Annotated in this window: 22 protein-coding genes; 7 read left to right on the top strand and 15 right to left on the bottom strand. The window is 45.1% G+C overall.

The window, feature by feature from the left end; genetic code table 11:
- Positions 1-20: 20 nt before the first annotated feature.
- On the bottom strand, positions 21-539 hold the full coding sequence (locus tag GPLA_RS10110) for a PepSY domain-containing protein (RefSeq protein WP_007104798.1): 519 nt from the start codon (positions 537-539) through the stop codon (positions 21-23).
- A gap of 159 nt (positions 540-698) precedes the next feature.
- Here GPLA_RS10110 and GPLA_RS23460 point away from each other — a divergent pair, with 159 nt between their 5' ends.
- Complete coding sequence (locus GPLA_RS23460) at positions 699-851, top strand: amidohydrolase family protein (protein ID WP_226993087.1); 153 nt, start codon at positions 699-701, stop codon at positions 849-851.
- Between the two features lie 37 nt (positions 852-888).
- On the opposite strand, the gene GPLA_RS10105 is transcribed toward GPLA_RS23460, so the two are convergent.
- The 6 genes from GPLA_RS10105 to GPLA_RS10080 are packed head-to-tail and all read right to left on the bottom strand — an operon-like array spanning position 889 to position 8,034.
- Positions 889-2,025 carry an exo-beta-N-acetylmuramidase NamZ family protein gene (locus GPLA_RS10105; RefSeq protein WP_226993089.1) on the bottom strand — a complete coding sequence of 379 codons (1,137 nt, stop codon included), beginning with the start codon at positions 2,023-2,025 and terminating at the stop codon, positions 889-891.
- A 26-nt stretch (positions 2,026-2,051) separates the two neighbouring features.
- Entirely contained in the window at positions 2,052-2,975 is a 924-nt protein-coding gene (gene murQ, locus GPLA_RS10100) for an N-acetylmuramic acid 6-phosphate etherase (protein ID WP_007104795.1), read from the bottom strand.
- 17 nt (positions 2,976-2,992) lie between these two features.
- Entirely contained in the window at positions 2,993-3,880 is an 888-nt protein-coding gene (locus GPLA_RS10095; protein ID WP_007104794.1) for a BadF/BadG/BcrA/BcrD ATPase family protein, read from the bottom strand.
- The gene (locus GPLA_RS10090; protein ID WP_007104793.1) at positions 3,877-5,457 is read right to left on the bottom strand and encodes a sodium:solute symporter; all 1,581 of its coding nucleotides are present in this window, start codon (positions 5,455-5,457) and stop codon (positions 3,877-3,879) included. The genes GPLA_RS10095 and GPLA_RS10090 overlap by 4 nt, the downstream gene beginning before the upstream one ends.
- Before the next feature lie 6 nt (positions 5,458-5,463).
- Positions 5,464-6,855: an SH3 domain-containing protein gene (locus GPLA_RS10085; protein ID WP_007104792.1), complete on the bottom strand. Its 1,392-nt coding sequence runs from the start codon at positions 6,853-6,855 to the stop codon at positions 5,464-5,466.
- 12 nt (positions 6,856-6,867) lie between these two features.
- Positions 6,868-8,034: a DUF819 family protein gene (locus GPLA_RS10080; protein WP_007104791.1), complete on the bottom strand. Its 1,167-nt coding sequence runs from the start codon at positions 8,032-8,034 to the stop codon at positions 6,868-6,870.
- A gap of 153 nt (positions 8,035-8,187) precedes the next feature.
- Here GPLA_RS10080 and nagB-II point away from each other — a divergent pair, with 153 nt between their 5' ends.
- From nagB-II to GPLA_RS10065, 3 genes are read left to right on the top strand one after another with little or no spacing between them, the layout of a single operon-like run.
- Complete coding sequence (gene nagB-II, locus GPLA_RS10075; RefSeq protein ID WP_007104790.1) at positions 8,188-9,171, top strand: glucosamine-6-phosphate deaminase NagB-II; 984 nt, start codon at positions 8,188-8,190, stop codon at positions 9,169-9,171.
- A 1-nt stretch (position 9,172) separates the two neighbouring features.
- Positions 9,173-10,300, top strand: coding sequence for an N-acetylglucosamine-6-phosphate deacetylase (gene nagA / locus GPLA_RS10070; RefSeq protein WP_007104789.1), 1,128 nt, complete (start codon positions 9,173-9,175; stop codon positions 10,298-10,300).
- Between the two features lie 10 nt (positions 10,301-10,310).
- Entirely contained in the window at positions 10,311-11,666 is a 1,356-nt protein-coding gene (locus tag GPLA_RS10065) for a sugar MFS transporter (protein ID WP_007104788.1), read from the top strand.
- A 40-nt stretch (positions 11,667-11,706) separates the two neighbouring features.
- Here GPLA_RS10065 and GPLA_RS10060 read toward each other — a convergent pair whose 3' ends face one another.
- Positions 11,707-12,771, bottom strand: coding sequence for a S66 peptidase family protein (locus tag GPLA_RS10060; protein WP_007104787.1), 1,065 nt, complete (start codon positions 12,769-12,771; stop codon positions 11,707-11,709).
- A 317-nt stretch (positions 12,772-13,088) separates the two neighbouring features.
- On the opposite strand from GPLA_RS10060, the gene GPLA_RS10055 reads away from it, so the two are divergent.
- Both GPLA_RS10055 and GPLA_RS10050 read left to right on the top strand, forming a co-directional pair.
- Positions 13,089-14,105 carry a GGDEF domain-containing protein gene (locus GPLA_RS10055; protein ID WP_007104785.1) on the top strand — a complete coding sequence of 339 codons (1,017 nt, stop codon included), beginning with the start codon at positions 13,089-13,091 and terminating at the stop codon, positions 14,103-14,105.
- A gap of 18 nt (positions 14,106-14,123) precedes the next feature.
- Positions 14,124-14,345 carry a histidine kinase dimerization/phospho-acceptor domain-containing protein gene (locus GPLA_RS10050; protein WP_007104784.1) on the top strand — a complete coding sequence of 74 codons (222 nt, stop codon included), beginning with the start codon at positions 14,124-14,126 and terminating at the stop codon, positions 14,343-14,345.
- A gap of 51 nt (positions 14,346-14,396) precedes the next feature.
- Here GPLA_RS10050 and GPLA_RS10045 read toward each other — a convergent pair whose 3' ends face one another.
- The 5 genes from GPLA_RS10045 to GPLA_RS10025 form a co-directional block, all read right to left on the bottom strand.
- On the bottom strand, positions 14,397-16,001 hold the full coding sequence (locus tag GPLA_RS10045) for an ABC-F family ATPase (protein ID WP_007104783.1): 1,605 nt from the start codon (positions 15,999-16,001) through the stop codon (positions 14,397-14,399).
- A gap of 211 nt (positions 16,002-16,212) precedes the next feature.
- Entirely contained in the window at positions 16,213-17,709 is a 1,497-nt protein-coding gene (locus GPLA_RS10040; protein ID WP_040514346.1) for a methyl-accepting chemotaxis protein, read from the bottom strand.
- Positions 17,710-17,848: 139 nt separating this feature from the next.
- Positions 17,849-18,406 (bottom strand): DUF6436 domain-containing protein, encoded by a 558-nt coding sequence (locus GPLA_RS10035; RefSeq protein WP_040514345.1) that lies wholly within the window; start codon positions 18,404-18,406, stop codon positions 17,849-17,851.
- A gap of 222 nt (positions 18,407-18,628) precedes the next feature.
- Positions 18,629-19,714, bottom strand: coding sequence for a DUF2855 family protein (locus tag GPLA_RS10030; RefSeq protein WP_007104779.1), 1,086 nt, complete (start codon positions 19,712-19,714; stop codon positions 18,629-18,631).
- Position 19,715: 1 nt separating this feature from the next.
- On the bottom strand, positions 19,716-21,128 hold the full coding sequence (locus tag GPLA_RS10025; protein ID WP_007104778.1) for a hypothetical protein: 1,413 nt from the start codon (positions 21,126-21,128) through the stop codon (positions 19,716-19,718).
- Positions 21,129-21,285: 157 nt separating this feature from the next.
- Here GPLA_RS10025 and GPLA_RS10020 point away from each other — a divergent pair, with 157 nt between their 5' ends.
- Positions 21,286-21,879 (top strand): TetR/AcrR family transcriptional regulator, encoded by a 594-nt coding sequence (locus tag GPLA_RS10020; RefSeq protein ID WP_007104777.1) that lies wholly within the window; start codon positions 21,286-21,288, stop codon positions 21,877-21,879.
- 77 nt (positions 21,880-21,956) lie between these two features.
- On the opposite strand, the gene GPLA_RS10015 is transcribed toward GPLA_RS10020, so the two are convergent.
- A complete protein-coding gene (locus GPLA_RS10015) occupies positions 21,957-23,207 on the bottom strand; it encodes a malic enzyme-like NAD(P)-binding protein (protein WP_007104776.1) in 1,251 nt (416 codons plus the stop codon).
- Positions 23,208-23,552: 345 nt separating this feature from the next.
- On the bottom strand, positions 23,553-23,768 hold the full coding sequence (gene rpmE, locus GPLA_RS23175) for a 50S ribosomal protein L31 (protein WP_083882031.1): 216 nt from the start codon (positions 23,766-23,768) through the stop codon (positions 23,553-23,555).
- Between the last annotated feature and the right edge of the window lie 213 nt (positions 23,769-23,981).

Genomic DNA, 23,981 nt, shown 5'->3' with positions numbered 1-23,981 from the left:
TGCTCGCTCGTCAATAAACCCTAAGAACCAAAAACAACCACTAACAAAGCAAACAGAAAACCTAAGCCCGCTATTTTAATACTATTTTTGAACACTTTGGCCTTGGGCATAAACATCAAAAAGGCTGACACCACAAAAAACAACAATACCACCCCAAAGGTGATATTTAAGATAAACAAAGGACTATTGGTTGTGGCTTTGTGTAAATTAACTAACTTCCCCAACACCAAGGGATAATCATCTTTGGTCACAACAGCTTGACCTGTATCTTTGTTATATACACCAAAATTAAAGCGCACTTCGCTGGCGTCTTGGCCGGTGACTTTAAAACCTTTCAAATGCAGTGCTTTCTCCAGTCCCTGTGGACCCAGTTCAGAGGCTAGTAGATGTTCTGTGGTGTATTCAAATTTCATAAAGTCAGTGCTGCGAAAGATCAGCAAAATGCCGCTCACTGCGTAAACAGCCATGATCCCCGCGAGGAAAAACCCCAGCCATCTGTGATATTGCCTTAAGGTGTTGTGAAATTTGGGTGATGCCATGACGTCCTCTAGAAGCAGGTTTAACAAAATAAATATAACTAAGCGTGATCACAGTTTGAAAACGCGAGAACCCAGTATTTAACCACAGAGGTCGGTAATTGTCTGATAACTTTACCTTTATTTGCACTGTGGCAGGCTGCCATTTAGCGCTTTGCAGAAGTGGGGACGCTTGCGGTAAATAAGCGTGCTGACATGGTCGTGCTATCAGCGGAACCTCGTCAGGTTTCACCTGAGGCGATTGCCGATATTCAGGTTCTGAAAACGATTATCGGCGGAAACCAGGTATATGCGGCCAGCGTTCAAGGCCTATAAGGTTACTTGCCGTTATACAACGAGCAAGTAAAGGGGATTATTGATAGAGTAAATAGGGCTGACGTTTAGCTTTAAATTTCTCCAGCCCGGCTTGCCAACTTTGCTTGATTTCGGCTCCACTGTGGCCCGCTTCAATGGCTTTACGCATTTGATCTGTGCCTGCCAGCTTGTCCATAAAATCAGCTCTATCAAACAAGCTTATACCCTGCTCGATAAATTGCCCCTGCGCCGCAATTAACCAATCTAAATTCAAACCCCGTTGCTGACTTTCACGCAAGTCCATGCCCTTGAGTACCTTGCCTTCTAATTTGGGGTGCAATGCGCTGCCCGGACGAGATTCAGGACTAAATTCGAATTGGCCTAACGCGATGTCATTAAAACCCAGGACCTGAAAAGGAAAGTCAGTTCCCCGGCCGATACTAATAGGTGTCGCTTCAAAAAAACACAGGCTGGGGTATAGACCTATCGCCTGATCATTGGGTAAATTTGGGCTCGGGGCGACGGGTAATGAATAAAGCATATTCCGAGTATAATGAGCGACAGGTATGGTCACTAAATCAAGAGCTTGTGCTTGCTTTATCCACTTCTCGCCTTTGATCATACGCGCCAGCTCGGCTACGGTCATACCGTGCAATACGGGTATCGGATGCATGCCGACAAACGAGCGAAACTCAGGCTCCAAGATCGGGCCATCAATAAACCTCCCGTTCGGATTAGGGCGGTCTAAGACCATAAATTGAATACCTGCTTCTGCTGCGGCTTCCATCATGTAATGCATGGAGCTAATGTAAGTGTAAAAACGTACACCTACGTCCTGAATATCAAATACCACTACATCGAGTTGCTGCAGCATTTCAAGCGGAGGTTTTTTAAATTTTCCGTAAATCGAGGTAATTGGGATCCCGGTTTTAGCATCTACCTCACTGTTTACATGCGCTCCTGCATCATGGTCGCCACGAAAGCCGTGCTCAGGGGCAAATATTCGCGCGACGTTTATATCGTTCTCTAACAGGTAGTCCGCTAAGTGCGTTTTGCCGACCATAGAGGTCTGATTAACCAATAAACCAACACGCTTACCTGTTAACTGCGATAAATAAGCGTCAGGGCGCTCAGCCGCGACGATAATGGCTTGGCTATCTATTTTAGACTGGCCAGCACAAGCATTAAGCAGCATAACCAGCACGGTAAACAAAAATAGCTTCATGAGCTGCTTTGGGACACTGCGTGACGTAAATAGCCGTTATGCTCGGATAACTCTCCCCGGGCTCGCTCTGGGCTGCTATTGGTGAGTATCATTAAAATCGCGACTTTTACTTCTTTATTGGCTTGCACCAAAGCTTCAGAGGCAGTTTGTTCATCGCAATCTGTGGCTTGCATCACAATACGCACCGCTCGGGCGTAAAGCTTTTGATTGCTGGCTTTTAAGTCGACCATTAAATTTTGATACGTTTTACCAATACGGATCATACTGGCCGTGCTCAACATATTTAAAATGAGCTTCTGGGCAGTGCCCGATTTTAAGCGAGTAGATCCTGTAAGGACTTCCGGACCGACTTGAGCACAAATATCAATATCGGCTATTTGACCGATTAGCGATTTCGCACTGCAATTAAGGGCTATGGTCTTCGCACCACACTGCTTGGCATATTCTAGGCCGGCTGCCACATAGGGCGTACGGCCACTGGCGGCAATACCTACCAGCACATCTTTAGCATTAAACTGCAGGGCCTTTAAATCGCTGACCCCTTGCTCTTTGTTGTCCTCTGCGCCTTCGGCTGCATGCACCACTGCTTTTTCGCCGCCGGCAATCAAGCCGATAACCATGCCTTGGGGTACACTGAAGGTTGGCATACATTCCACGGCATCAAGAATACCTAAACGACCACTCGTGCCTGCCCCCATATAAATTAGCCGCCCGTTTTGATTAAAACTATCAACAATGACATCTACCCCCAGAGCAATATCAGCTAAAACAGCATGAACGGCACCCGCAACTTTTTGGTCTTCATGATTCATCTTTTCCAATATTGCCAAGGTCGATAATGTGTCGATATTCAACGTGTCTTGGTTGCGCGCCTCGGAGGCGATATCATTCAATTCACTGAGTAAATTTGCTTGAGTCATAAAATTATTATGTACGTTTAGTTAGTCGCTGCTGGCGAGCACAGTTGCTTTGCCAACAAACAAGCGCCGTCGAGGGAATTGCCCTTACTTGGCATAATTAAGTTACGGTAAGTAGTGCTGAGTAATACGTGACTTGGCTCAGCGAGCCCGCCCATCAATACTAACGGTAACTCGCTTGAACCACAGGTTCGTTTAATTAATTTTTCAATCATGTTGGCATGCGCCGTTAACACTTCCAATGCCAACACGCAGCTATCTCTCAACGTAAAAATATGTGGCGCCAGTTTGGCATAATCCGCAGGCTTAGCCATGGCTAACCATTGTAAAATAGACTGGCGACTGTAACCAATTTGACTGGCAACATACAAACTCAAGACGCTTTTTGCGACGCCATTTGTATCCATTTCTAAAAGTAGTTTTTGCACAGCCAAATACCCCAGTTTGGCACCGCCACCCTCATCGCCGATACAAAAACCCCACCCGCCTATCATCTTTTCCGCACCATTGTGGTCCATACGCATGCCCACTGAGCCTGTACCCAATGCCACGACTGCGACCGGTTGACCCGCATTCGCTCCGTACAATGAGGTTTTTGCATCCGACACTATTTGCAAATCGGCGAAGTCGAATGGTAAGTCCCGTTCCAACTTTGCGATTAACTGTTTGTCGCCAGCGCCAGCAAGACCAAAAACCGTCGACACCTGCTCGGGCTGACAGCTGGCTTGCGCAAATAGTTGTCTACAGGCATCAGTCACGCTGGCTAAGGCTTGGGAATAATCGTTGCTCAAGGAGCTAGCACCTGCGCTAACTTGCCATTGCATTTCGGTAGTTAAATTTATCAGTCGGGCCAGTGTTTTGGTACCACCTCCGTCTAAACCAAGAATAAATTCACTTGTGTTGTTCATGCTTTCTGTCCTTGAAATAACTGTTGGTTACTTCCCTTGGCCGATAAACACACTAAGGTTGCGACTAACGTGGCGATACATAACTGCCACGTGAAGCCGATGGGTATGATCCACTCTGGCGGTAAATACAGCGTCATGACGTAAGGTTGAAATAATAGCGTAGTCATAAAGCCACAAATAAGCGCCGCCAATACACTAGCAGGGCTGCCGCGCTTAGTGAATATTGCGGTAAAATACACCCCTAACAAACCACTATATGAAAATACCATCACCCCTAACGCAAACTGCAATAACGGGGTATCCGTGTATTGTTGCCAGTAAAAACACAGGCATGCCATTGCTCCAAGTGCGGAGGCCACCAAGCCCATCGCCACACGTCCAGCACTGACATAATGCATATCGCTGTGATTCTTACCTTGTTTTTGCTGCCACGGCGCATAAATATCTTGTACCAAAACGGATGCCATAGAATTCAACCCAGAATTCAGTGTCGATAACGCAGCAGCAACGATACCAACGGTCACCAGAGCTCTTACGCCGGAAGGAATATGGTTGAGCACGTAATACATGAAAATAGTCACCGGCTCACCTTCAAATGTAGGCAATACCTCCCCTGATACACCGCTGTGCATTAGATCTGGGCGCTGGTAATAAACATATAATAACAAGCCAATTACGATAAATAACAGCATGATGGGGATTACCATCACAATGGAATACAGCATGGCCTTGCTGCCTTTTTTCGCATTTTTACAGGTAAGTACCCGCTGTGTCATATCTTGATCGAGACCGAAAGCCGCAATATTCAATAACACAAAACCGCTAAATACCGACCAGATATTGAAAACGCCGCTCGGGCTAAAATCCCAATCAAACTTAAATAAAGCGAGCTTTGACGCTTCACCCGGACCAGGGTTAGCTAACACATTAAGCACACTAGGAATATCGCTTGGTATGGCGGCGATTAAACAGTAGATAACCGCTACCGCGGCACCCACATAAACACCGCACTGGATCACATCGCTGTAAATGACCGTTTTAATACCGCCGTACACTGTGTACAACAAACCGGCAACGGTCAATATACAGGTCGCGGCAATGACGTGTGACGCTTCAATATCGGCGAACAAGATCATAGACACTGCAATAGCCGCCATATATAAGCGCGCACCGCTGGCAAATACACGGCCACAGAGATACATCAGCCCAGCCTGTTTCTTGGCTTTTGCCCCAAAGCGCACTTCAAGTAATTCATACACTGTATATACGTTGTGCTGGTAGAATTTAGGGATCAGAAACGTGGCCACAAAGAACGCCGCAACAAAGGCACCTAGGTTAGTGGCTAGGTAAGATAGATCACCGCGATACCCTTGATCTGGTCCGCCTAAAAACGTTGCTGCAGATTGAGACGTGGCTAATACAGATATAGCAACCGCCCAAACAGGCATAGCATTACCGCCACGAAAGTAGTCTTGACTGTTAGCTGAACGGCGATTAAAAAACCAGCCGCTGCCCAGCAACAATAGCCCGTAAGCAGCAAACACTAACCAATCTAAACCTGAGTATTGTGCGCTCATCAATGCTTACCTAATACGCTTAATGTTATATAGGCGGTCAACATAACTATTTTGCACCGACAGGCGCAAAGGTAAGAGAGGGGTAACCGAGACGCCATTTAACGTTCCCTTATAGAGTTTTTGCTTGTCGTCAAAATACGCCAATCCTTTCACGTCGTGAATAACAAACGGCTGACCATCTTCTGCACCTAAATACAACATGACATGACCCGGTATGTAGAGTAAATCACCCACTTCTAGGCTTTTTATGCTGGCAAGTTTTTCAGCCACTGGCGTACCCTTGTTAAAACGAGTATCGATACCAAAATCGGTCCCACCTTGATCACCGGAATTACGCGGCATCAACAAGCCAAATGCACGATAAATCTCGCCAACAAAACCGGTACAATCCCGGCCGTTATAATCGTGGCCCCAACCGTAACGTTCACCTAAAAATTTGAACCCTTGCTTGATTACATTCTCTTTGGTAAATGGCATATAACCTAAATGTACATCTTGGCTACGGCCAATTAGCGCTTTTTGTAAACTCAACTGGCCTTGCGCTGTGCGCGTGGGCAACCAGACCACATAATTAGCGTAGGGATTTTGTCCGTATAAGGCGTTGGGGACTTCGTTTTTTGCGACCAAAGGTAAGCGCACACTCATGTCTAATTGTTGCTCAGACACACCAACATGCTCGGGGACATATTGGGTAAACACCTTGGCACCGGTGACCACAATAAAATCGTTTGCTGAAGCAAATGCCTGTACCTGCTCCTTGCTGGCAACAGCAAAGTTTTCCACTCGGGTCCAGGCCAAGTAATTGAACCCTTGCACTAATGCCCACTGTTTGTCTTGGCTACGGGTTAATACCGCCACGGTATCACCGGGGAAGAGTGCACTTTCTTGGAATCGGTCGAGGTCAGCATCCATAGCGGAATTTAATACCCGATCATCTGTTGGAAAAGTGCGCATTGCGGCACGTTTTACAATTAGCCCGTAGGTAACTCTATGCCCTTGTTCAGCAGCGGAAAATTGCATACTTTGCTGATAGACCGCGTAATCATCGGCTGCCAACTTACGCCCATCTAGGAAAAATCGGGCACTTTTGGGCACTTTACTGATACTGTTAATTTTTGCTTTAAGCTGCTTGTCAGTAAGCACCTCTGGGGTCAATAGTGGATCATGAACAAAGCGATTATGCTCCAGTAAACTATGATTGTGTGCACGAATCTGCACGTCACTCATAACCACTTGTTCAGGGTTTTTAAGCTTATTCATCCAATGTTCGGCGTGCAACTGCGCCTGTGAAATATGCATTACGTCTGACCCCCATTCTTTTTGCTGGGCCATTGCAGGCCAAGCTGCCAAGCACAATGTGCTAATTGTTAGCCACGCCATGAATAGAAATTGTTTCATATTTTTCTCCATTTACACCACGCTTAGCCATGCTAATGCGCGCCCTACCAGTAAACCACCACCTGTGCCAATGACATAGCCTAGCAGCGCCATCAACACCCCAACAGGAATTAACGCCCGGGAATACGCAGCGGCGAGAATAGGCGCTGATGCGACCCCGCCAATATTGGCTAATGAGGCGATACCACAAGTGAAAAGGTCCAGTTTGAAAACTTTCGCGACCACCAGCATTAATGCGCCGTGAATAGCCAAAATAAATAGCCCTAATACAATATAAATAGGGGCTTGGGTTAGTTCGTTGAAATTAGCTCGGGAAGCAATTAATCCGATAATCAGGTACAACATCAAAGAAGAAAGCTCTTTACCACCCCACATTTTGCTGATCGGCGTGACGGCGCAGATAACCCCTAATAAGGTGACAAGCATCACGGTCCATGCGGTTTTTGTGAAAAACTCACTGACGGGCAATATCTCCGCTATATATTGGCAGCCAATGGATACCAACATAGCGCCGGACAATAAAACCAACAAAGACGTGGTCTTGTTACCGCTGTACTCAGTTTGTTTACTGGCTAAATTAGCGCTAACTTCTTCCAGTGCTTTACCGTCCGCTTTAGTCCACTGATTAAAGCGGCTTGCCATGGGTACCAAAGCCAATAAGAACATCACCCACATGGCGTAATCGATAGAGTCAATTAACAGGGTGTACCCCATGCTCGAATCAGGCACATTTAGTGCAGCTTGCACTGCCGCCATATTTCCCGTGCCCCCCATCCAACTGCCACTTAACGCAGCCAAGGTTTTCCATGCTTCCGGGGCTAAAAATCCTTTAAACAAGGCGAAACCCAAGACAAAAGCACAGCCGATACTGATCGCAGCAGCAAAGAAAGCCAACAGCATTTTGCCACCCAGACGCTTAATTTGACGCAAATCAGCATCCAGTAACATTAAGAAAATCATCGCCGGCAAGATATTACCTTTGAGCGAAGAGTACGCTTGATTGATCTCGTTCGTTTTAGTCCAAAGCCCTAATGTCGACAACAGCATGACGGTGAAATACAGCAATACAATGGCCGGTAAATAATGGAAGAGTTTCCAACGGGTTTTCTCTTCGACAAAGGCCAACATACCCGCGATAAAGAGCAAAACACTGACGTATGGGAAGGCGGTTATGATCATAAAGATTATGCATAGCTTAGGGTAGTCAAACAGTAACCAGTTGAGGGGTATTTGTAAATAACTATTATAAAATATAGAAAAATAAAGAATAATTTATTATTCTATTCCCATTGCACAAATAATCAACATAAGGGGACCCCGTTGAGTAGCTACATGGCCCAAGAGACCGCCCAAACACCTACCGTTATTCGTCAACAGATCACTCACAACGCCAAACTATGTCAGCGTTTGGTTGCACAGATAAAAATCCACAAATCTTCTTACATATTGATGATTGGTCGAGGCTCCTCTGATCATGCAGGTGTATTTGCTAAATATTTACTGGAAATAGAACTGGGTATACCTGTCATGTTTGCCTCGCCTTCTGTATTTGGTATTTACCAAAAGTCTGTAGATTATAAAGATGCATTGGTCATTGCTATCTCTCAGTCTGGCCGCAGTCCAGATATCGTCAATCAAGTCAAATCAGCCAAGAAAAGTGGTGCACTGTGTGTGGCGCTGGTAAATGATGAGCAATCCCCATTGGCCCAAGCTGTCGACTGGGTGTTACCTATGGCGGCCGGCGCAGAGCTATCCGTTGCCGCGACCAAAAGCTACTTAGCCAGTCTGAGCGCCTTGTTGCAACTCACGGCGTATTGGAGCAACAACGAAGACTTGCTTAACAGCTTGAACGAATTACCCGAGGCCCTTGGTACCGTATTAGCCCAACCGCCACAACTTACCCCAGAGATACTGCGTAATGTCCAGCACTGCGCCATGCTTGGTCGCGGTTTAGGTTATGCCATCAGTCGAGAAATGGCTTTAAAGCTTAAAGAAGTGCTCGCCATTCATTGTGAAGCGTTTAGCAGTGCTGAGTTTATGCATGGTCCATCGGCCTTGCTCGCCAATCAATTACATGTAATTGATGTTCAAGTTGAAGATGAGTCTGCCCCAGTGCATAGTAGCCAAATACAGACCTTCGCCCGTCAAGGTGGACAAGTCATATCTCTTTCACATCCGGCGCTTTCGTTACATCCACGCTGCTTGCCTTTGCTCGTCGTGTTGCGTTTTTATTTGGATATTGAACACATTGCCCAAGCTTACGAGCGAGATCCAGACCGTCCCCAGGGCCTTAAAAAAGTAACCGAGACCCATTAATATGCAATTTAGATGTGAGCACGTACTGACCTCAAATGGCTGGTTAACAAATCAAACGCTTAGCTTAGTGCAAGGTAAACTTGCCAGTATCAGGGCCAGTTCAGCTGATGATACCAACCTGGCATTCTATCGAGGCCGATTAGTACCTGGCTTTATCGACGTACAAGTCAATGGCGGCGGTGGTGTACTGTTTAATCAACAGCCAAACGTGGCAGCGTTAGCCCAGATGAGTCAGGCCCATATGCAATTCGGTAGCACAGGGTTGATGCCCACTCTAATAACCGACGAACTCCCCGTTATGCGCCAAGCGACCCAAGCGATAGCCGATGCTATTAGCCAGCATACGCCTGGGATTCTAGGTGTGCATTTTGAAGGACCGCACCTGAGTCGGCCTAAAAAAGGTGTACATGATGAGTCTTTTATACGACCCATAAGCGACGATGAGCTAGCACTTTACCTGCGTAACGATCTGGGCAAGGTCATTGTCACGCTGGCGCCGGAGAACGTTTCCCCCGATATCATCAGTCAATTATGTCAAAGTGGTGTAAAAGTCTGCCTAGGCCACTCAAATGCTGACGCAAGCACAGTTATTAAAGCCATAGAAGCCGGTGCTGACGGCTTTACCCATTTATTCAACGCTATGTCCGCCATGCAATCCCGAGAGCCGGGAATGGTTGGTGTGGCACTGAATACCCCGCATACCTATGCTGGTTTAATATTGGATCATTATCACATTGACCCTATATGCAGTGAAATAGCAATAAAAATCAAAGGCATAGATAAAATCATGTTGGTTACAGACGCCATGGGCTTAATTGGCACTAACGATGAAACCTTCGTGTTTGGGGACCAGAAAATCACCCGTGTGGGCAACAAGCTCACCACAGAGAATGGCACTTTGGCCGGCTCGCATTTGGATATGCTCAGCGCAGTCAAACATGCTGTCAATGATTTAGCTTTATCCCTTGAAGACGCGGTCACAATGGCCAGTACTACCCCAGCCCATTACCTCGGCTTGCAAGCCAGTCATGGTGATATCGCAGTGGGCAAACAAGCTGATTTTGTGCTGCTGGACCAAGAATTAAATATCACTGCTTTATGGCAGTCAGGACAACCAATAATAAAATAAGGGTCAACCCATGACACACACAGCTACCGCCCCGCGCTCAAGCATCATGCCTATGTGCATTATTGCTTTATTGTTTTTTATATTCGGCTTTGTCACTTGGCTTAATGGGGCGCTTATTCCGTTCTTACAGGTGGTGTGTCAACTGACTGAAACCCAAGCCTTGATGATCGCCTCGTGCTTTTATTTTGCCTATGTAGTGATGGCGCTACCGATGGCAATGATATTAGAAAAAGTCGGCTACCAATCCGCCATGGTATTGGGATTGAGTATTATCGCCCTTGGCCTATTGGGCTTTATTCCCGCTGCGTTATTGCAAGAATTTTGGATATTTTTAGTGGCGCAATTTGTTATTGGTAGCGGCCTAACCATATTGCAAACTGCGGCGAATCCTTATGTGGTTAACGTTGGCCCAACGCACAGTGCAGCAGCCAGAATTGCGATCATGGGCTTACTCAATAAAGGGGCCGGTATCTTGGCCCCAGTGTTATTTACCGCATGGGTTTTGGGTGGCTTTAGCGACATTAATCTTGCCGACGTCAACCACATGGCCCCCCAAGCTCAGCAACTGCAAATTGAAAATATGGCTCATCAATTGATTACCCCTTATGTAGGGATGGCAGTTGCCCTATTGATACTCGCTGGCGGACTTTCTCGGATCGCGTTACCTGATTTAGCGTTAATTCAGTCGCCCAGTGATGATAATTCGTCAGCTCACGACACTGATCAACATGACACCAACAAAACAACTATTTGGCAGTTTCCGCAACTCATATTAGGCGCAGTTGCCTTATTTTTATACGTAGGAGTCGAAGTCATCGCGGGTGACACTATTGGGCTTTATGGCGCAAGTATCGGGGTGGCCAATGCAACGACTTTAACCTCTTACACTATGGGGTTTATGGTGTTGGGTTATTTGCTTGGTTTGGCTTGTATTCCGCGCTTTATTTCGCAAGTAAATGCCTTACGGCTCAGTGCGCTTGCAGGGGTGGCTATTTCAGTCGCACTATTGTTTGCATCCAATGAACAAACACAAATTTCACAGATATTATGGGGCTGGGCAGGTATAACCACCTTGCCAAATAGTGTAGCGCTTATCGCTTTATTAGGGTTAGCGAATGCCATGGTTTGGCCTACTCTGTGGCCACTCGCGTTAGCAGGTTTAGGTCGATTTACCCCTAAGGGATCGGCCATTTTAATTATGGGGATCGCCGGGGGTGCATTGCTGCCGCTTATCTATGGTCAACTTGCTCACTCGAGCAACAGTCAGGCAGCATATTGGATACTGCTACCGGGGTATTTCATTATTGGATTTTATGCTTTTTACGGCCAAGGAATGCGTAACTGGGCTCGAAAAAGCCCCAGTTAAATAACAAAAATAGCTAATGGTATTGGCGCAAGTGCTAAGGTTACAGTACTGCGCTTTCATCTAAGGTGAGTTGTTGATGCGTGGCGTCAAGTGTGGCCATTGCGCCAATGGGCACAGTCGCCATATCGTCAATATGCCCAATCATCACACCGCTGAGTACGGGCACCCCAAGGTTGCCTAAACGGTCTTTCAATACATGTTCAATACTAAAAGAAGGACCGTTGCCAGCTTCGCAGTCGGTGCATTTGCCAAAAACGATACCTGCAACCTTGTCTAAACGCCCTGCTAACATTAAGTGAGTCAGCATACCGTCGATGCGGTACGGCGCCTCTTCTACATCTTCTAAAAACAGAATTTTATCCGTGTAATCTGGCTCGTAGGGACTGCCCACCAGCTTCACCATCAATGACAAGTTGCCGCCTATCAATACGCCTGAGGCTTTGCCGTTTGCCACCGTTGTCAGCCTGTTTGCCAATTCAGCCTGACCTGGGGCCGCTTCAAATGGCGGCACATCAGCCAATGGCATGCTTGATGATGGATTGAAAAGCACGCTCTTAAACTGTTTGAGGGTGTAATCGGTAAAACTCTGCTTCGCAATCGGTCCGTGAAACGTCATGATATGACTGCGGGTATAAATGGCATTAAGCAAGGCCGTGACATCGCTATAGCCAAGAAAAATCTTGGGGTTCTGGGCTATGAGAGCATAATCAAGGTAAGGTAAGATGCGCGGTGAACCATATCCCCCTCGCAAACAGAAAATAGCATCGACTTGATCATCCGCAAACATGGCATTTAAGTCACTGGCTCGGTCTTGATCACTGCCGGCCAAATAGGCTGAACGGTCAAACAGATGGGCAGCCGTTTTTACGTTAAAGCCAAATGAACGAACTATGTCCATGGCGAAATAGATCTCTTGGTCTTCCCAGGTATTACTGCTAGGCGCAATTAAGCCAATTGTTTGCCCCGCCTGTAACCGTTTGGGTTTGCGTAGCCCATGAACAGCAGAGGTCGACGTCCCCTGAGTATTCGCCATTGCACTTGGCAATATCGCTGCCGCCAAAGAGGAGCAAATGAACGCTTTAAGTAACCCACGACGATCTAACATGTTATCTCTCAATCTTTTTTCACTAACTTAACAAAAATTCGCCACGGCCAAAAGAAATTATTATTACTAAACATGACAAAATTACGAATAATATAATCATGAAAATACGCAAAAAAACGTTCGTTCATAATGTAAAGACTACAAAAAAACTTGTCGCTATTGCTCACCTTATGCCATTAAAACCTTCAAAATAGGTCGACAAACACTTAAAAACAAACGAAATATCAATAAGTTATTAACTATCAGATAACTTGGCACTTAAGCTGCTTACATCAATACTTAGACGCTATACAAAACCATAAAAATAGGAAGGCACCATGAGCGTATCTGAATTGCGCCCGAGAGCAGAAATCGAACCCACAGCCATTTCATTGGCCGCTGGTGCATCCGTTGCCAATAGTGAGCTACGTAAGCAAACCTTGATGGTGGTGGACGATTATCGAAGTAACTTACAGGCCATGAATGCATTATTTGAATTTCAGTACCAAGTTGTGCTGTTTGATAATGCCAAAGAGGCCCTAGCCTATGCCCAAACAGACGTGGTGGATTTGATCCTACTAGACTTAGACATGCCTGACATGCACGGCTATGACGCCTGTGAAGAATTAAAGTCAAGCCCACTTACCGCCTACATCCCAGTCATTTTTGTCACCGCCTCAGACAGTTCCGACGATGAAGCCAGGGGATTGCTGCTTGGCGCAGTAGATTACATCACCAAACCGGTCAATCTGACGATTTTACGTGCTCGTGTACGTAACCATATGGAGCTGGTTTATTACCGTAAACAACTTGAGATTTTATCCAGTGTTGATGGATTAACTGGCGTAGCGAATCGTCGCCAATTAGATACTATGCTACTGCAACATTTCGCGTCAACGGTCCGTTTTGGCCATTGCATGACACTCATGATGATCGATATCGACGACTTCAAACCCTACAATGATTTATACGGGCATATGCAAGGAGACGACTGTTTGAAGCGTGTTGCCCGTGCCATTCAGTCTGTACGGCGCAGAGAGACCGACTTTGTTGGGCGCTACGGCGGTGAAGAGTTTGCCATGGTGTTACCAGACACCGACTTAGAAGGCGGTCTCGTTATGGCCAATAAGTTACTGCAGGTCGTTAGGGGATTAAACATTGAACATCAAGGTGCCAGTGCGACAGATAGCATCACCATCAGCATAGGTTTGACTGTATTTGAGGCAAAAAGCGAGCAAGCAAAGCAGCAGACAGTAGAACAATTAATCGAATGTGCTGACAAGCAACTATATGCGGCTAAGCATAAAGGCAAAAACCGTGTCAGTTACGCGCTTCCTAATCAACTTCTCGCATAACGCAAGGCACTTAAGAACATGAATAATGATGAAGCGGCTAAAATTCAAAAGCTCATTCATAACGTGAGAAATCCGTTAAACAGCATTTCGCTGCACGCAGAGCTAGGGAATATGTTGCTTGAAGGTCAAACTAGTAACGATGCGCTGCAAAATGCTTTTACCGTCATTTTGCAGCAGTGTCGGGAATGTGACCGAGTCCTAGGGGATATTCGTAAGTTAACCACCTCAGAAACCCCCTGATATATCCCAGTAAGTATCAACTACCCAGTCGTATGCTCTGGAATAAATGTATTATACGGTCATACCCGCTTCTTTGCGACTCGCGAAGTATTCATCATAGGTACCCTGGAAATTAATCACTTCTTGGTCTTTAATTTCAATCACTCGCGTCGCGAGAGACGAAACAAATTCACGGTCGTGACTCACAAAAATCAGAGTGCCATCGAATTTTTTAAGGGCTGAATTCAAGGCTTCAATGGCTTCCATATCCATGTGGTTGGTCGGTTCATCCATGATCAAGACATTGATATCAGACATCATCAATTTTCCGAATATCAGACGGTTTTTCTCTCCACCTGAACACACGTTTACTTTTTTATTAAAGTCATCGGCACTAAACAATAAGCGCCCCAACATACCACGTACGGCTAAGTCGTCATGTTTAGGTGTGCGCCACTGGGACATCCAGTCAAACAATGTCATGTCCACCGCAAAATCAGCTGAGCTATCTTGCGGACAATATCCTACTACCGCGTTTTCAGACCATTTGATTCGACCTTCATTAACCGTCAACTCATTCATCAAGCATCGCAATAAAGTCGTTTTCCCTACGCCGTTTTCACCGGTAATCGCTAAGCGAGCCCCTGCTTCGAGAATAAGCTCACCGCCACTAAAAAGTGGTTGACCGTCAAAACCATGGCCTAAATTTTCCAAAATTAATGCTTGGCGATGTAGCTTACGATGTTGCTTTAAGGTAATGGTAGGTGTTCGTCGGCTCGAAGATTTAACTTCATCCAGTTGGATTTTTTCTAGTCGCTTGGCACGTGAGCTCGCCTGTTTAGCCTTTGATGCGTTGGCTGAGAAGCGGGCTACAAAGCCTTGTAAATCTTCCATCTCAGCACTTTTCTTCGCATTACTGGTTAATAGCTGCTCTTGAATCAATGACGATGCTTCCATGAAGGCTTCGTAATTACCTGGATAAACACGCAACTCGCCATAGTCAATATCAGCCATGTGAGTACACACCGAATTCAAAAAGTGACGATCGTGAGAAATAATAATCATGGTGCACTTGCGTTGGTTTAACACATCCGCCAACCAAGAAATGGTATAAATATCCAAGTTGTTGGTTGGTTCATCTAACAGCAATATCTCCGGGTTAGAGAATAATGCTTGCGCAAGCAGTACCCGTAGTTTTCGACCTGGTGCCACTTGGCTCATCAAACCATAGTGATAACTTTCGGCGATACCGGCTTCGAGTAAAATATCCCCCGCGCGCGATTCTGCTGTGTAGCCGTCCATTTCTGCGAACTCAGTTTCAAGCTGGGCCACCAGCATGCCGTCTTCTTCCGACATTTCAGGTTTCGCGTAGATAGCATCTCGCTGTTGCTTAACCTTCCACAACGCCATATCCCCCATAATAACCGCATCCACAACGCTATATTGCTCAAACGCGAACTGGTTCTGGCTCAAAATTCCCAATTTGTCACCTGGGGTGATAGATACGTTGCCAGACGATGGCTGTAAATCTCCGCTCAGAATTTTCATAAAGGTTGATTTTCCGCAGCCGTTTGCGCCAATTAGGCCATAACGATTACCGTGACCAAATTTGGCCGAAATGTTTTCAAATAAAGGCTCAGCGCCAAACTGCATGGTGATGTTTGCGGTAGATATCAAAAGAAAATTCCTAGGGATGGTGTCTGTAATTCAAGTAAAGAGGGAGAAGCGCTAACGCGGTAAATGGTTAGCGGGGCGCACTATAAAGAAACACGGGGAATATGTCGAGGTATGTTGCTTATTTTATCAACAAAAACACCGTTAATAGTGCTCAAAACGCTAACCCTATTAGCTGATATAGGTATAATTTTGATCAACGGCGCAATGTAAATTAAGCAGAGAACTTGGACAGCTGAACACTCAGATCTTTTGTTCTACCTGATAGTAAACTCGCCTCGTGATCTATCGCAGCAATCATTGATAATTCTTCTTGCTTGATTAATTTTAGACGTGTTGCAGAGTCTTGGATTGCTTCGCTATTCTGTGTCTGCTGCTCGCAAGAGCGAGCCATGACATTAACTGCTTCGGTGACCTGCAAAATATTAGTTTGCACTTGGGTCATCAACTCCCTTGCCTTTTGCGTTCTTGAGTTCGTTGTTTCACTTAGGGCTAAACAATCAGCCATCGAGTCGCTAGAGAGCGTGGACGAAGTCAAAAGGTTATCAATAATTGTGTTGATTTCCTCAGTACTCGCTTTTGTGCGGGAGGCTAGTGTTCTGACTTCATCAGCGACAACAGCGAAACCTCTCCCATGCTCCCCTGCTCTAGCTGCTTCAATCGCGGCATTTAAAGCAAGTAAATTAGTCTGGTCAGCGATCGATTTAATGGTATCTAGCACTTGTGATATGTTTTGGCAGTTCTGAGCTAATTTTTTAACGTTATCATTGGTTTCGCTGAGCTTGCGTCCTAAATTTGTCACATCCTCTTTGGCTTTTTCGACTGTTTGCTCTGCCTCTCGAGCATTATTTTGCGCTTTATCAGACTCAGTCTTTACCGTTTGGGTGTCTTTATTCATAGTACGTGATGATTGAGCTAACTCGGCAGACGAAGAGTCTATGTATTCAACTTCAGTCATACTTTTTTGTTTAGTATCATGTAGCTCGGCGCTATTACGACTCGTAATTTCAGATGTGCTATCAATTTGTTCTGCGGCATTGCGCATATCAACGATTAGGTTATCAAACATACCCAGCAAACTATTGAAAGCCACTATCGATTTAGCATCTAAGGAGTCATCGGCTCTAATTTTTAAATCTATGACCATTTTATCAAGCATAATCATGTCGATACTATCGGTAATAGCCATCGCCGACATTGAATCCGTTCGATTATCTTTGGCCATTTTTGCTAACATCACAGCCTGCACTAAAGCGTAAATAGCGTGCACAATAATCAAGTAGAACAACAGGCCGCCTTCCGCCAGTACATAAACCGGCAGACCTTGAGACTGCATTACAAAAAATGCTAAATGATGCACAACGACAACGGTTATGGCTGTGATATAAAGCTGCCAGTTTCGGTAATAAGCTAAAAATGAAAGTAGAACGAAAATCCCAAAATGCATTTCGACTAAGCCATGCATCTGATGGATATGTAGGGCACTAAATAACATTAAGCCGATCGCGACCACGTGTTGGGTTAATGTCGATTGAGGGTGCATATGAATGAACGTTAAACATATAGCCGTGGTTGACCCACCAAAAAGCAGCGCTTCAATCCATGTCTGATTAACACTGGCTAACCCTAGGCTAATGACAGCTAATGCAATAAAGGTAAATTGCATATTCTTATTTGCACTACTTACCCAAGAATAACTAGGATTTGACATGATTTTCTCCACAGTATTACACAGTCCCTACGTCGATATTTTGAGCAAGTTTAATACTCGTCAATTGAATTTAATTATTTCTTCACTGATAAAGGGCGATTATTGACACAAAATGATGAATCTATTTGCCAAGCAACTATTACTCCGCGATTTTATTTGGACAATAGCAACCATAACCTTCACTGACCACGGAACTGCCGAGGTGAGTATTAAGCAAAATATTATCTAAAAACCGATCAACAATCGCTGAATTAGTCGAACAAAAATATCCTGATGAATAGGGCCCGAAATAACCTAACCCTCCCTGTTCATCAAAAATCATAATGGCCGGTAATGAAGGCAGAACAATATCGGCGGGTAAACTACTGGCGGACACATGTAGCGAACGATACCTAAACTTATCTAGTTTATCGTCGATTCGGTCTGCGTGAATATTATTCGAAAAGTTACAACTACAGTCTTCTTGCTGTATATGAACCACCGTCTTTGTTAACGCCGGATATTGTTTACTCATGCTAACGACAATGGCTTGAGGATATTCAGATGCCATGGCCGCAAAAGCAAACGTCTGTTGTGGATCAAAATCTCTCTGACTCTGCATACTCGAGTATACAAGACCACCAATGGTTAACCCAACCCAACCAATTAACCCCAAAACAACAAGCACGCTTTTAAACGAACTTGACTGCCTCACCATGTTCCCCCCCTCGGCGCATTTACTTTGCCAGAGCGTAAAGCTTGTAAATTCAATAAATGAAAAAATTGAAATATATATTTCAGCAAACCAGCAAGCTAATTATAGTTGGCTTAAGAAATCGAGTTTGTCCATGAAGCTGACACCTTTGATAAATCCTGACTGTTAGCGGCTAAGAAATAAGTTAACCGCTGAGTACCTATACTAGATATCGGAAGGAAAGGTTCAAAGCTTAATAATTAAACCTTGTTTGGGAGGGATTTTTCCAGCGCAGACTTGCTCATACATTTGAGCTAGGTCTTTGAGTCCTTTGAGTTCTTTAACCTCTAACCAAGCACGGCACTTCATTGCTGTGTCAGCCAAAAAACCAGTGGTGCGTTGCTCAAATCCAGCGGGGCCCCAATCTTGTAGACGTTTTTGAATATGCCTAGGGGCAAAGAAAAATTCGCTGCGCGCAGACTCAGCGGCATGACTTGCGGAAAATTCATCCCAATGTGTCAAACCTACATTTATACAGTATTTAAGGTTGTCCCCTAGGTGTTGACCCAATTTAGCTAAAATGTCTGCGCTGCCTGACATATCCACAATGACAGTGGGCAGCGTTGGGTCGATATCACTCAGTTGATGATAACTAACCACTTGGTCATATACATTCACCTGTTCGACAAATGGCATATTACCCTTTGAGGTTAAGCCCACGCTATGCGGCGCGTTATCGTCATCTGCCAATGCGTAACCTAAACCTAAACTGGTTTTACTCGACGCACTGATGATCACCACTTGTTGCCCAGCAAACCAGTTATTATCTTGCAAACGGTCCCACAAACAGAATGAAGTAATATGTAGTGGGAACAACAACATACGCTCTTTATCAAAATTAGGGTTATAACCCTCTTCGTTATTTACGCGTTTATAATTGTTATATCCTGGGGGTAACATCGCCCGGTGCGCCGAGCCATCAACCAAACGTTGAGAAGATACATTGGTCGGTGTCATAATTAGCTGCTGGGCAGGCGGAAAGTAACCGAATAATTGCTCCCCTACATCAATACCTGCCACTTTCGATTCAGTGACTTGGGCGAACCCCCAAACTGGAATGATCCCCCACTGTTTGTCGCTGTTGTCCGCGGGTGGGAAAAACTGCCAATAACCCAATCGATCCCCCATCATGCCATAAGTGATGTTATTCGCCGTGAACGAAAACGTTTCCACCTTAAGTAATATTTGTCCGTCTGAAACGTCTTTTATTTCATTAGTAGCGACTAATCTGTGGGTGGTTAATGCTTGTTGCTTTACTTGAAATTCACTCATCTTAAGCTCCTTGTGCAGCTTCAGCTGCTAAATATTGCTGTAACTTACCCATGGCAGGCATGGCATTTTCACGCAAGCGACTCAGGATCATCATTTTTTCCATGTCAGATTTATCGACGCTACGCACCAATTGACTGAATCCGTCTAAACGGTTGCTCAACAACCACTTTTTCAGATCTTCGTCTTGAGACCAAATATGCTGGTTACGCATAAAGGCGGCCGTGATGCGCAACCAATCCATAGCACTGTTAGGTAAAGGCACCACAGCACAGATATGATTTTTGGTTTTTTCATCTGGGTAGGCAGCTTCAATATGGGCAATAAAGGCTGCACTAAAGATTGGTTGATAAGAACGCACCGTTTGCGGCGTAATGACGTCATCAGCAAAAATGGGCTTAACCACTAGATTGGTAATCGCACTGGCCGAGCAATCAATATGAATATGCTCAAGGCTGGTTTTTATTTCTCCCTTCTCAAGCTGTATATCCTGCTCTCCCACATGGGTTACCCGCCCCATACGTATCACATTCTTGACTCTTTGCAGCTGAGCTAGTTCTAGGCTGCTCACTGTGGCTCCGTGGAACATTTCGGGCCAAACATTAGGATCTAGACGTAAAAACACCCCTGCTTTTTCTAAGCGCTCAAACATGTCGTCTACCGACGTAGATTGGGCGATGGCTTCCATTTGTGACGCTTGAGCCCCAATCGCATCATTGAAAAATTCAATTGTTGGTTGAGTATTTTTACGGTCAATTAACCAAGCATCTCTGGGCATAATCCACTGAATATCATCTGGGTCTACGTTGTTCTCCAGTAGCCACAAGCAAGCATCAATGCCGGTTTTCCCGCCACCGATGATCACAAAACCAGCAGGTTTTTTATCTATTTTGACCAAATCGTTAATCGGCATAAACTGGGCCTTTTGTGCAATGCTAAAGCTTGGTTTATGGGTACAAGGCACTGAAGTCTTTAGATAGGTCGCGTCCACGGTTTTTTTGTTGACTGTTACCTGATGCTCATCACCGTTAAGCAATGATACAAAGCGCCCGTTGCCCTTGTATTCGCACATTGGAAAATAACTAACTCGCCCCGAAGTTAAAAAACGTTCGCGCATGACATTGTCAAAATAGGCACTGACCTCTGCGCCGGTAGCCAATTCATTCAAGCCTTTATTTAAACCGATTTCATCGATACAGCCTTTGCTTAGCTCAGTCGAGCTCACCCCATAAAATGCAGATGGTTGATGCAAGGTCACAAATGGATATGCCACATTCCAATGACCCCCAGGCTTGTGATATTTATCAACAATCATAATATTGGCATCTGTCTCGCTAAGTAAAACGTCGGCAAAAGCCATACCGACGGCTCCTGAACCGACGATTAAATAATCTGTTTCATGGGTAAATGTTGTCATACTCTTTCCTGTGTCTCACGGGTTAATATCGTTTGCACACGGAAGTCGACTCGAGTGCAGTATTTTTATGCTGCGCCAACGGTAGTTAAAATACCGATTGAACATAACACTGTTATATTAAAGAATAACATCGTTATACATGTCAAGGAAATGTTAATTGAATATTGCAAAACGTAAGATATTAGGCGCGGCATCTGAATTATTTTTAGAAGGTGGCATCGCGGCGTTGAGCGTGCGCTCTATTGCGAAACAAGCTGGCGTGTCAACCATTGGCATATACAGTCACTTTAAGGGTAAAGAAGGGATCTTGGATGAGTTATATATCCAAGGTTTTGAGCTTTTCATGCAAGCCATCAAATTCGATCAAGAGAAGCTTACGGCAAAGGAAATTTTGCTCAAAGCGATACACGGTTATTTTTCCATGGCACAAGCCCATGAAGGGCACTATCGTTTAATATTTGGCGAAAATGACAGTCGTTACACCCCATCAGATGAAGCTAAAGCGACGGCAGAAAGGGCGTTTGGCAAGCTTGTTAAGATCACTGCCTTACTCTTGCCCAAGGATGCCAGCCTAGCCCTGAAGCAGAAAAATGCACTGGAAATATGGGCCTTTGTACACGGTTATGTCAGTTTAAAGCACCATGCTATCGCCAGTATATTTCCAGAAACCGACTGGTACGTATTAGCCGAAGACGCATTCGCCATGCACATTGACGCCATACTGGCTAAATATGCCGGCGCAGCCAATTAACATTGGGTTTAATTGCCACGTTTTAAATACAAAAAAAGCGCCATTGGGCGCTTTTATATAGCCGAAAACACCGACCCTTATTGATCCTGCATATAACCCGGGGGAAGCTCTTTCAACATAGCCACACCTGAATCAATAGCCGCTTGTGCCACAGCCGTCGCCACTCGTTGCAATAAACGCGGATCCATAGGTTTAGGAATAATGTAATCTCGGCCAAATGTCAGGCTGCTGATATTACTCGCCACCAGCACTTCTTGGGGTACCGGCTCTTTTGTAATACTGCGTATGGCTTCAACCGCAGCTATTTTCATTTCATCGTTAATGACTGATGCTCTAACATCAAGGGCACCACGGAAAATAAACGGGAAACACAGTACGTTATTCACTTGATTGGGATAATCAGAACGTCCCGTGGCGACAATAACATCATCGCGAACCGCGTGGGCCAACTCGGGTTTAATTTCTGGGTCAGGGTTTGAGCAAGCAAAAATAATCGGCTTCGCCGCCATTAACTTAAGCGCCTCAGGGGGCAAAACATCTGGGCCTGACACACCAACAAACACGTCAGCACCATCTAGGGCGTCGATAAGCGTGCGTTTATCTGTGTTATTGGCAAACAATTTTTTATGAGGAGTAAGGTTGTCACGGCGCGTGTGAATAACGCCTTTAGTGTCCAACATATAAATGCGCTCACGCTTAGCACCACATTTAATCAACAATTCCATGCAGGCAATCGCTGCTGCCCCTGCGCCCATGCAAACCACGGTCACATCAGACAACTCTTTGCCCTGTACTTCTAGCGCATTGAGCATGCCAGCGGCAGTGACAATCGCGGTGCCATGTTGGTCATCGTGAAACACTGGGACTTTGCAACGCTTGATCAACTCTTGTTCAATTTCAAAGCATTCTGGTGCTTTAATATCTTCTAAATTGATGCCACCAAAGGTATCGGCTATGTTCGCCACCGTGTTGATAAAATCTTCAGTGGTGCTGTGCGTCACTTCGATATCAATAGAATCTAACCCAGCAAAGCGCTTAAACAAGAGTGCCTTACCTTCCATTACTGGCTTTGACGCTAACGGACCTAAATTACCTAGACCGAGAATAGCAGTACCGTTGGTGATCACCGCGACCATGTTGCCTTTGCCGGTGTACTTGTATGCCGCATTGGGATCTGCCGCAATTTCCCGAACGGGTTCAGCCACTCCTGGGCTATACGCTAACGCTAAATCAGTTACCGTTTCTGCGGGCTTGGTTAGCTGGATCGCAATTTTTCCCGGTACGGGTTTAGCATGATAATCCAATGCTTGTTGACGAAAATCAGACATCTTAGTCTAGATCCTTAAATGTAGGGTTGAATCAGGGTATTTTTAACTTTCACATTGTTAGTCTGGCGTTTCGCTTAGACGAAATCATGTGGCAAAACTATTTATTATTATCGTGCTGAAAGCCTGTTAAACAGTAACATATCAGGTATTTAAGCACATATCTGACGAGCTACACTACATCATAGATTACCCTAGATAGCCAAGGCTAATAACCGTGGTGAATTATGAATAATGTTTGTCTCAAGGACCGGAAGAATTTCGCTAAGAGACGGGGATGTATGACTTAAGGTAGGAACAGACACAAAAAAAGGCGCATCAAGCGCCTTTTTTATTACGTTTAACTGCTTACTTCTTGGTGCTAAGTGCAGTAAAACGTTTGTTGAACTTGTCAACACGACCACCAGTATCTACGTTACGTTGCTTACCAGTGTAGAAAGGGTGACACGCTGAACATACGTCCAGGTTAAGATCTTTCTTCAAAGTTGAGCGAACGACGATTTTGTTACCACATGAACATGTTGCAGTCATGTCTTGGTAGTCTGGATGTATACCTTGTTTCATGGATTACCCTTAAAGTAAGGCCGTATCGCTATCCAACCCGAAGTTGAACACCATACGCAAATTAAATTCAAATTATGCGATCAATGCGGCTTGCCGCAAAGAGCCGGGCATATTAATGTAACACCTTGCCCTGATCAAGCTCTTTGCTCGATATATGGTCAATTATGCAAACTTCAACCGACCTTTCATTTTAAAACCACCAACTAAAAAGAC

The sequence above is a fragment of the Paraglaciecola polaris LMG 21857 genome (assembly GCF_000315055.1).
In the GTDB taxonomy this organism is placed as follows: domain Bacteria; phylum Pseudomonadota; class Gammaproteobacteria; order Enterobacterales; family Alteromonadaceae; genus Paraglaciecola; species Paraglaciecola polaris.
This window is presented reverse-complemented; position numbering and strand designations above follow the sequence as displayed.

Coding starts and splice junctions, on each gene's coding strand:
- GPLA_RS10055 (WP_007104785.1), top strand. CDS start 13,089: ATGAGCGTATCTGAATTGCGCCCGAGAGCAGAAATCGAACCCACAGCC.
- GPLA_RS10065 (WP_007104788.1), top strand. CDS start 10,311: ATGACACACACAGCTACCGCCCCGCGCTCAAGCATCATGCCTATGTGC.
- GPLA_RS10015 (WP_007104776.1), bottom strand. CDS start 23,207: ATGTCTGATTTTCGTCAACAAGCATTGGATTATCATGCTAAACCCGTA.
- GPLA_RS10025 (WP_007104778.1), bottom strand. CDS start 21,128: ATGACAACATTTACCCATGAAACAGATTATTTAATCGTCGGTTCAGGA.
- GPLA_RS10080 (WP_007104791.1), bottom strand. CDS start 8,034: ATGATCATAACCGCCTTCCCATACGTCAGTGTTTTGCTCTTTATCGCG.
- GPLA_RS10095 (WP_007104794.1), bottom strand. CDS start 3,880: ATGAACAACACAAGTGAATTTATTCTTGGTTTAGACGGAGGTGGTACC.
- GPLA_RS10040 (WP_040514346.1), bottom strand. CDS start 17,709: ATGTCAAATCCTAGTTATTCTTGGGTAAGTAGTGCAAATAAGAATATG.
- murQ (WP_007104795.1), bottom strand. CDS start 2,975: ATGACTCAAGCAAATTTACTCAGTGAATTGAATGATATCGCCTCCGAG.
- GPLA_RS10050 (WP_007104784.1), top strand. CDS start 14,124: ATGAATAATGATGAAGCGGCTAAAATTCAAAAGCTCATTCATAACGTG.
- GPLA_RS10030 (WP_007104779.1), bottom strand. CDS start 19,714: ATGAGTGAATTTCAAGTAAAGCAACAAGCATTAACCACCCACAGATTA.
- GPLA_RS10060 (WP_007104787.1), bottom strand. CDS start 12,771: ATGTTAGATCGTCGTGGGTTACTTAAAGCGTTCATTTGCTCCTCTTTG.
- nagA (WP_007104789.1), top strand. CDS start 9,173: ATGCAATTTAGATGTGAGCACGTACTGACCTCAAATGGCTGGTTAACA.
- GPLA_RS10085 (WP_007104792.1), bottom strand. CDS start 6,855: ATGAAACAATTTCTATTCATGGCGTGGCTAACAATTAGCACATTGTGC.
- GPLA_RS10035 (WP_040514345.1), bottom strand. CDS start 18,406: ATGGTGAGGCAGTCAAGTTCGTTTAAAAGCGTGCTTGTTGTTTTGGGG.
- rpmE (WP_083882031.1), bottom strand. CDS start 23,768: ATGAAACAAGGTATACATCCAGACTACCAAGACATGACTGCAACATGT.
- GPLA_RS10105 (WP_226993089.1), bottom strand. CDS start 2,025: ATGCTGCTTAATGCTTGTGCTGGCCAGTCTAAAATAGATAGCCAAGCC.
- nagB-II (WP_007104790.1), top strand. CDS start 8,188: ATGGCCCAAGAGACCGCCCAAACACCTACCGTTATTCGTCAACAGATC.
- GPLA_RS10090 (WP_007104793.1), bottom strand. CDS start 5,457: ATGAGCGCACAATACTCAGGTTTAGATTGGTTAGTGTTTGCTGCTTAC.
- GPLA_RS10110 (WP_007104798.1), bottom strand. CDS start 539: ATGGCATCACCCAAATTTCACAACACCTTAAGGCAATATCACAGATGG.